Genomic DNA, 7,187 nt, shown 5'->3' with positions numbered 1-7,187 from the left:
CTTGGAACACAAGGCGCGCAAGCTGGGCATGCAGTTGGTGATGGCTGGATAATTTTTAGAGCAAAAACAATGGGTTATTTTTTGTTTGATAAGAGCTGGCTTGCCAGCGAAGGTGGCCAACGATAATGAGCGGTGCCTGAATCACCGCGGCGACCTGTCGATTTTCGCGAGCAAGCTCGCTCCTACAGTCGTCATGCCATGCTACTCCCACAAAACCCACTCTCTCGCGTAAACTTGCGCGCTTCTCGCAGCCCGCTAGGCTGCAATCAATATTTTTCAAAGGTGCCCGCCATGCCTTGGCTGCAAGTACGTCTCGCCATCAGCCCAGAACAAGCCGAAACCTATGAAGACGCTTTCCTTGAAGTGGGCGCCGTGTCGGTGACCTTCATGGACGCCGAAGATCAGCCGATCTTCGAGCCGGAACTCAACACCACGCCGCTGTGGTCGCACACGCACCTGTTGGCCTTGTTCGAAGGTGGTACCGAGCCCGGCCCGGTACTGGCCCATCTGGAGTTGCTGACCGGCAGCCCGCTACCTGAACACCACAGCGAAGTGATCGAAGACCAGGACTGGGAACGCAGCTGGATGGACGGCTTCCAGCCAATGCGGTTCGGCCAGCGCCTGTGGATCGTGCCGAGCTGGCACGCCGCGCCAGAGCCTGACGCAGTGAATCTGCTGCTGGACCCGGGCCTGGCATTCGGCACCGGCACCCACCCGACCACCGCACTGTGCCTGGAATGGCTCGACGGTCAGGACCTGAAGGACTGCAACGTCCTGGACTTCGGTTGCGGTTCGGGGATTCTGGCGATTGCCGCGCTGCTGCTCGGCGCCAGGGAGGCCGTGGGCACCGATATCGACGTGCAAGCGCTGGAAGCCTCCCGCGACAATGCCGGACGCAACAATATTGCCGATGAGCTCTTCCCGCTGTACCTGCCGCAAGACTTGCCACAGGTTCAGGCTGACGTGCTGGTGGCCAACATTCTCGCCGGCCCACTAGTCTCCCTGGCGCCGCAGTTGTCCGGCCTGGTCAAAACCGGCGGTCGCCTGGCGCTGTCGGGCATCCTCGCCGAACAGGGCGACGAAGTCGCTGCCGCCTACGCCAAGGACTTCGATCTGGACCCGATCGCCAATCGCGATGGCTGGGTGCGCATCACTGGCCGTCGGCGCTAGAATGGCCGTCTGCATAATCCGGAACGCCGCATGACCGATAGCTTCGTCACTCAGTGCCCGCATTGCCAAACCAGCTTCCGCGTCAGCCATGCCCAGTTGAGCGTGGCGCGTGGCGTGGTTCGCTGCGGCTCCTGCCTGCAGGTGTTCAATGCCGCCAGGCAGCTGCTTGAGCAGTCCGGCAAGGAACCACCGGCAGCGAAGCCGCTCCCGCCTGAGCAGCCCCTCGAAGCATCGCCGCCGCGCGCCATCAGCCAAAAGCAATGGAGCGCCACCGAGCTGGATCTGGACAGTCTTGACCTCGACGAAGAACTCGCCCGGCTCGAACAGCGGGAAATCCAGCCGACCACCGAGCTCGGCCGCCATCGCGACGACTCGCTGAGCGCCCGTCGCGACAGCGCCGGGCAGGATGACGAGGAGCCGTGGTCCGACAGCCTGTTCAGTGAGTCGGCGGCGGATCGTGCGCAACTCGACGAACCGCTCGACAGCCTTGAAACGCCAGAGCCGACAGTCGAACCGGGCAAAGCCTCGCGCACCGAACCTTCGCTGTCTCTGGAACCGGTTGATCTCGACGACGAACCACATCCACCCCATTTGCGACTGCACGACCCTCTCGATGCGCCGCTGAATCACGAACGCCTGTCAGCCGCCGACGAGAACGAAACCGACGACAACCTGCCCTCGATCGAACCGCTGCGCAAGCGACGCGAACGTAGCGAGCCGGGCGTGCGCGCCGAAGTGCTGCAAGACCTGACCGACGACCCACTGCAACTGGACTGGCAAAAACGCCGCTCGCCCTGGGGACGACGGCTGTTGTGGTTGCTGCTGGTGCTGATTGCTGCTGGCGCCCTCGCCGGCCAGTACATCGCCTATCATTTCGACGAACTGGCGCGACAGGATCAGTATCGCCCGTGGTTCCAGCAACTGTGCCCGCAAATCGGCTGCACCGTGCCATCCAAGGTCGACATCGCGAAAATCAAGAGCAGCAACCTGGTGGTGCGCAGCCATCCCGAGTTCAATGGCGCCCTGGTGGTCGATGCGATCATCTATAACCGCGCGCCCTTCTCCCAGCCCTTCCCACTGCTGGAACTGCGCTTCGCCGACCTCAATGGCCACCTGATCGCCAGTCGCCGCTTCAAACCCGGCGAGTACCTCAATGGCGATCTCGAAGGCATGGCGGAAATGCCTCCGCAAACGCCGATCCACATCGCCCTGGACATTCTCGACCCCGGCGCCAAGGCCGTGAACTACAGTCTGAGCTTTCACTCTCCGGAGTGAAACGCTTCATTGCTCCCGGATTAACGTCGGCTTTCTGACTGCCCCTGGCAAACCAAACCACGGGTAATAACAGAATAACTGTTCAGAATTTGTTCAATTCAGCCTTTATCCAGTCATCGAGAGCGGGTATCATGCCAACCCTTTTTCGAACTCCCATGATCCGGCCCCACAACAGGGAAGTCCTATGTCGGCGGTACGCATCGGCCCATACACATTACACAACAGCTTGATTCTCGCCCCCATGGCGGGCGTCACCGACCAGCCCTTTCGTCAGCTGTGCAAGCGCTTGGGCGCGGGACTGGTCGTCTCGGAAATGGTCACCAGCGACATGAGCTTGTGGAACACCCGCAAGTCGCGCATGCGCATGATCCACCAAGGTGATCCCGAGCCACGCTCGGTACAGATCGCCGGTGGGGACGCGCAAATGCTGGCGGACGCCGCACGTGCCAACGTTGAAATGGGCGCGCAGATTATTGATATCAACATGGGCTGTCCGGCAAAAAAAGTCTGCAACAAGGCTGCCGGCTCCGCACTGTTGAAGGATGAAGCCCTGGTAACCGAGATCCTGCAGGCCGTCGTGGCTGCGGTCAATGTGCCGGTTACCCTGAAGATCCGGACCGGTTGGGACCGGGACAACAAGAATGGCCTGACGGTGGCGAAGATCGCCGAGCAGGCAGGCATTACGGCGCTGGCGGTGCATGGCCGCACCCGTGCCGACCTGTACACAGGTGTTGCCGAGTACGACACCATTGCCGCGATCAAGCAGGCGGTGTCGATTCCGGTCTTCGCCAACGGCGATATCGATTCGCCGGAAAAAGCCCGGTACGTGCTCGACGCGACCGGTGCCGATGGTTTGTTGATTGGCCGGGCTGCCCAGGGGCGGCCATGGATTTTTCGCGAGATCGACCATTTCCTGCGTACCGGCGAGAAGCTCCCGGCGCTGGAACTGATCGAGGTGGAACGCATTCTGCTAGAGCATCTGGCCGCCCTGCACGCCTTCTATGGCGATGTCATGGGTGTGCGCATTGCTCGAAAGCATGTGGGCTGGTATCTCGCAACCCTGCCGGGCGCCAGGGAGTTTCGCGCCCACTTCAATCGTTTGGATGGTACGGATACACAATGCGCCAACGTTCGGGCGTTTTTCGCCGAGCGTTACAAGAGCCTGACAGGGGACGGAGAGTGGGTGGCCGCATGACGATGATGACCGAGACTTTAGTGAGTGGAACAACACCCGTGAGCGACAACGTAAATTTGAAACAGCACCTCAATACGCCGAGCGAAGAAGGCCAGACCCTTCGCGGGAGTGTCGAGAAGGCGCTGCACAATTATTTCGCCCACCTTGAGGGCGCTGCCGTCACGGATGTGTACAACCTGGTGCTCTCCGAAGTCGAGGCTCCCCTGCTCGAGTGCGTGATGAATTACGTCAAGGGCAACCAGACCAAGGCCAGCGAGATGCTCGGACTGAACCGGGGCACGCTGCGCAAGAAACTCAAGCAGTACGATTTGCTGTAAGCATTCAATCAAACCAGAAAGGCGCCCGCGTAAACCGGTCGCCTTTTTTGCTGACTTCCTTTGCTTTTGATGGAAATTGAGATGACCGACCAGACTACCCGCCTGCCGATCCGCCGCGCCTTGATCAGCGTATCCGACAAGACCGGGATCCTCGAATTCGCCAAGGAGCTTGAAGCCCTGGGCGTCGAGATCCTCTCCACCGGCGGGACGTTCAAGCTGCTGCAGGACAACGGCGTTGCCGCAGTGGAAGTCGCTGATTACACCGGCTTTGCCGAAATGATGGACGGTCGGGTCAAGACCCTGCACCCGAAAATCCACGGCGGGATCCTCGGTCGTCGCGGTATCGACGACGCCATCATGAACGAGCACGGCATCAAGCCGATCGATCTGGTTGCGGTCAACCTGTATCCGTTCGAAGCCACCATCAACAAGCCAGGCTGCGACCTGCCGACCGCCATCGAAAACATCGACATCGGCGGCCCGACCATGGTTCGTTCTGCAGCCAAGAACCACAAAGACGTGGCCATCGTGGTCAACGCCAGCGATTACGCCCGCGTCCTGGAAACCCTCAAGGCCGGTGGCCTGACCTACGCTCAGCGTTTCGACCTGATGCTCAAGGCCTTCGAACACACCGCCGCCTATGACGGCATGATCGCCAACTACATGGGCACCGTGAACCAGGCTGCCGACACCCTCAGCACAGAAGGTCGCAGCGAGTTCCCGCGCACCTTCAACAGCCAGTTCATCAAGGCCCAGGAAATGCGCTACGGCGAGAACCCGCACCAGAGCGCGGCGTTCTACGTGGAGGCCAAGCCTGCCGAAGTCGGTATCGCCACCGCGACCCAACTGCAAGGCAAGGAACTGTCGTACAACAACGTGGCCGACACCGACGCCGCGCTGGAATGCGTGAAGAGCTTCGTCAAGCCGGCCTGCGTGATCGTCAAGCACGCCAACCCGTGCGGCGTGGCTGTCAGCCCTGATGCCGAAGGCGGCATCCGCAAGGCCTACGACCTGGCCTACGCCACAGACACCGAATCCGCGTTCGGCGGCATCATCGCCTTCAACCGCGAACTGGACGCCGAGACTGCCAAGGCCATCGTCGAACGTCAGTTCGTCGAAGTGATCATCGCGCCATCGGTCAGCGAAGAAGCCCGCGCCATCGTCGCCGCCAAAGCCAACGTACGCCTGCTGGCCTGCGGCGAGTGGTCGGCTGACCGCGCGGCGGCCTGGGACTACAAGCGCGTCAACGGTGGCCTGCTGGTACAGAGCCGCGACATCGGAATGATCGGCGCCGATGACCTGAAAGTGGTGACCAAGCGCGCTCCGACCGAACAGGAAATCCACGACCTGATCTTCGCCTGGAAAGTCGCCAAGTACGTGAAGTCCAACGCCATCGTCTACGCCAAGAACCGCCAGACCATCGGTGTCGGCGCCGGCCAGATGAGCCGCGTGAACTCCGCGCGTATCGCCGCGATCAAGGCCGAACATGCTGGCTTGCAGGTTCAAGGTGCGGTCATGGCATCCGACGCATTCTTCCCGTTCCGCGACGGCATCGACAACGCGGCCAAGGCCGGTATCACCGCAGTGATCCAGCCGGGCGGTTCGATGCGTGACAACGAAGTGATTGCTGCTGCCGACGAAGCCGGCATCGCGATGGTGTTCACCGGCATGCGCCACTTCCGTCACTAAGTACACGATCAACTGTCGGAGTGAGCCTGCTCGCGATAGCGTCCTTTCAGACACATTGAATCTGACTGTAACGCCATCATCGCGAGCAGGCTCACTCCTACAGAAAAGCACCCCTGCGGTGTTCAACAGAATTAGCGTCATCCGAGGTTTTTGAAATGAATGTTTTGATCATTGGCAGCGGTGGCCGTGAACACGCCCTGGCCTGGAAAGTGGCTCAGGATCCGCGCGTGCAGAAGGTGTTCGTGGCTCCGGGCAACGCCGGTACCGCCATCGAAGCCAAGTGCGAGAACGTCGCCATTGACGTACTGGCGCTTGAGCAACTGGCAGACTTTGCCGAGAAAAACGTTTCCCTGACCATCGTTGGCCCTGAAGTGCCGCTGGTTGCCGGTGTTGTGGATCTGTTCCGCAGCCGCGGCCTCGATTGCTTCGGTCCGACCGCCGGCGCTGCGCAGCTGGAAGGTTCTAAAGCCTTCACCAAGGACTTCCTGGCTCGCCACAAGATCCCGACTGCCGACTACCAGAACTTCACCGAAATCGAGCCAGCCCTGGCCTACCTGCGTGAAAAAGGCGCTCCGATCGTGATCAAGGCCGACGGCCTGGCCGCCGGCAAAGGCGTGATCGTCGCCATGACCCTGGCTGAAGCCGAAGACGCCGTGCGCGACATGCTGGCGGGCAATGCCTTTGGCGATGCGGGTTCGCGCGTGGTCATCGAAGAGTTCCTGGACGGCGAAGAAGCCAGCTTCATCGTCATGGTCGACGGCAAGAACGTGCTGCCGATGGCCACCAGCCAGGACCACAAACGCGTCGGTGACGGCGACACCGGTCCAAACACCGGCGGCATGGGTGCTTACTCCCCGGCACCCGTGGTCACCGCCGACGTGCACAAGCGCGTCATGGACCTGGTGATCTGGCCGACCGTGCGCGGCATGGCCGAGGAAGGCAATGTCTACACGGGCTTCCTGTACGCCGGCCTGATGATCGACAAGGCTGGTAACCCAAAAGTCATCGAATTCAACTGCCGTTTCGGCGACCCTGAGACCCAACCGGTGATGTTGCGCCTGCAGTCGAGCCTGGTGTTGCTGGTCGAAGCCGCCCTGGCGCAAGCGCTGGATAAGGTAGAAGCGCAATGGGATCCACGTCCGAGCGTCGGCATCGTCCTGGCCGCTGGCGGCTATCCTGGTGATTACGCCAAAGGCGCTGCCATCAAGGGGCTGGATACAGCCGCCGCACTGGAAGGCAAGATTTTCCACGCCGGCACTGCACTCAAGGATAGTCAGGTGGTGACGGCCGGTGGTCGTGTGTTGTGCGCCACAGCCATGGGTGCCAGCGTCGATGCTGCGCAGCAGCAGGCCTACAGGTTGGCGGCTACGATTGACTGGGAAGGCTGTTTCTATCGCAAGGACATTGGCTACCGCGCCATTGCCCGCGAGCGCGGCGAGAATCAGGAATAAGGTAAACACCGCGCCAGGCAATGAACACGGTTCATTGCCTGGCTATTCCAGCACCGCGCATCGTTATATTCTGGCATCAACCTAACGAAG

The 7,187-nt window shown here is 61.0% G+C and carries 6 protein-coding genes; all 6 read left to right on the top strand.

Translation table 11 applies throughout. The annotated features are described in order from the left end of the window. The first annotated feature begins 291 nt into the window (after positions 1–291). Positions 292–1,170, top strand: a complete 879-nt coding sequence (prmA, locus tag C8K63_RS21440) for a 50S ribosomal protein L11 methyltransferase (RefSeq protein ID WP_108218498.1) — start codon at positions 292–294, stop codon at positions 1,168–1,170. A 30-nt stretch (positions 1,171–1,200) separates the two neighbouring features. Further along, positions 1,201–2,445 (top strand): DUF3426 domain-containing protein, encoded by a 1,245-nt coding sequence (locus tag C8K63_RS21435; protein WP_108218497.1) that lies wholly within the window; start codon positions 1,201–1,203, stop codon positions 2,443–2,445. 184 nt (positions 2,446–2,629) lie between these two features. Then, positions 2,630–3,640 (top strand): tRNA dihydrouridine synthase DusB, encoded by a 1,011-nt coding sequence (gene dusB / locus C8K63_RS21430; protein WP_108218496.1) that lies wholly within the window; start codon positions 2,630–2,632, stop codon positions 3,638–3,640. Continuing rightward, the gene (fis, locus tag C8K63_RS21425) at positions 3,637–3,957 is read left to right on the top strand and encodes a DNA-binding transcriptional regulator Fis (protein WP_015093301.1); all 321 of its coding nucleotides are present in this window, start codon (positions 3,637–3,639) and stop codon (positions 3,955–3,957) included. Before dusB ends, fis begins: the two co-directional genes overlap by 4 nt. An 81-nt stretch (positions 3,958–4,038) precedes the next feature. Further along, positions 4,039–5,646 carry a bifunctional phosphoribosylaminoimidazolecarboxamide formyltransferase/IMP cyclohydrolase gene (purH, locus tag C8K63_RS21420; protein WP_108218495.1) on the top strand — a complete coding sequence of 536 codons (1,608 nt, stop codon included), beginning with the start codon at positions 4,039–4,041 and terminating at the stop codon, positions 5,644–5,646. A 155-nt stretch (positions 5,647–5,801) separates the two neighbouring features. Next, positions 5,802–7,097 (top strand): phosphoribosylamine--glycine ligase, encoded by a 1,296-nt coding sequence (gene purD, locus C8K63_RS21415; protein ID WP_108218494.1) that lies wholly within the window; start codon positions 5,802–5,804, stop codon positions 7,095–7,097. Positions 7,098–7,187: the final 90 nt, after the last annotated feature.

Origin of the sequence: Pseudomonas sp. GV085 (genome assembly GCF_003050925.1) — a bacterium.
Lineage (GTDB): Bacteria > Pseudomonadota > Gammaproteobacteria > Pseudomonadales > Pseudomonadaceae > Aquipseudomonas.
The sequence above is the reverse complement of the archived record's forward strand: the minus strand, read 5'-3'. Positions and strand labels throughout refer to the sequence as shown.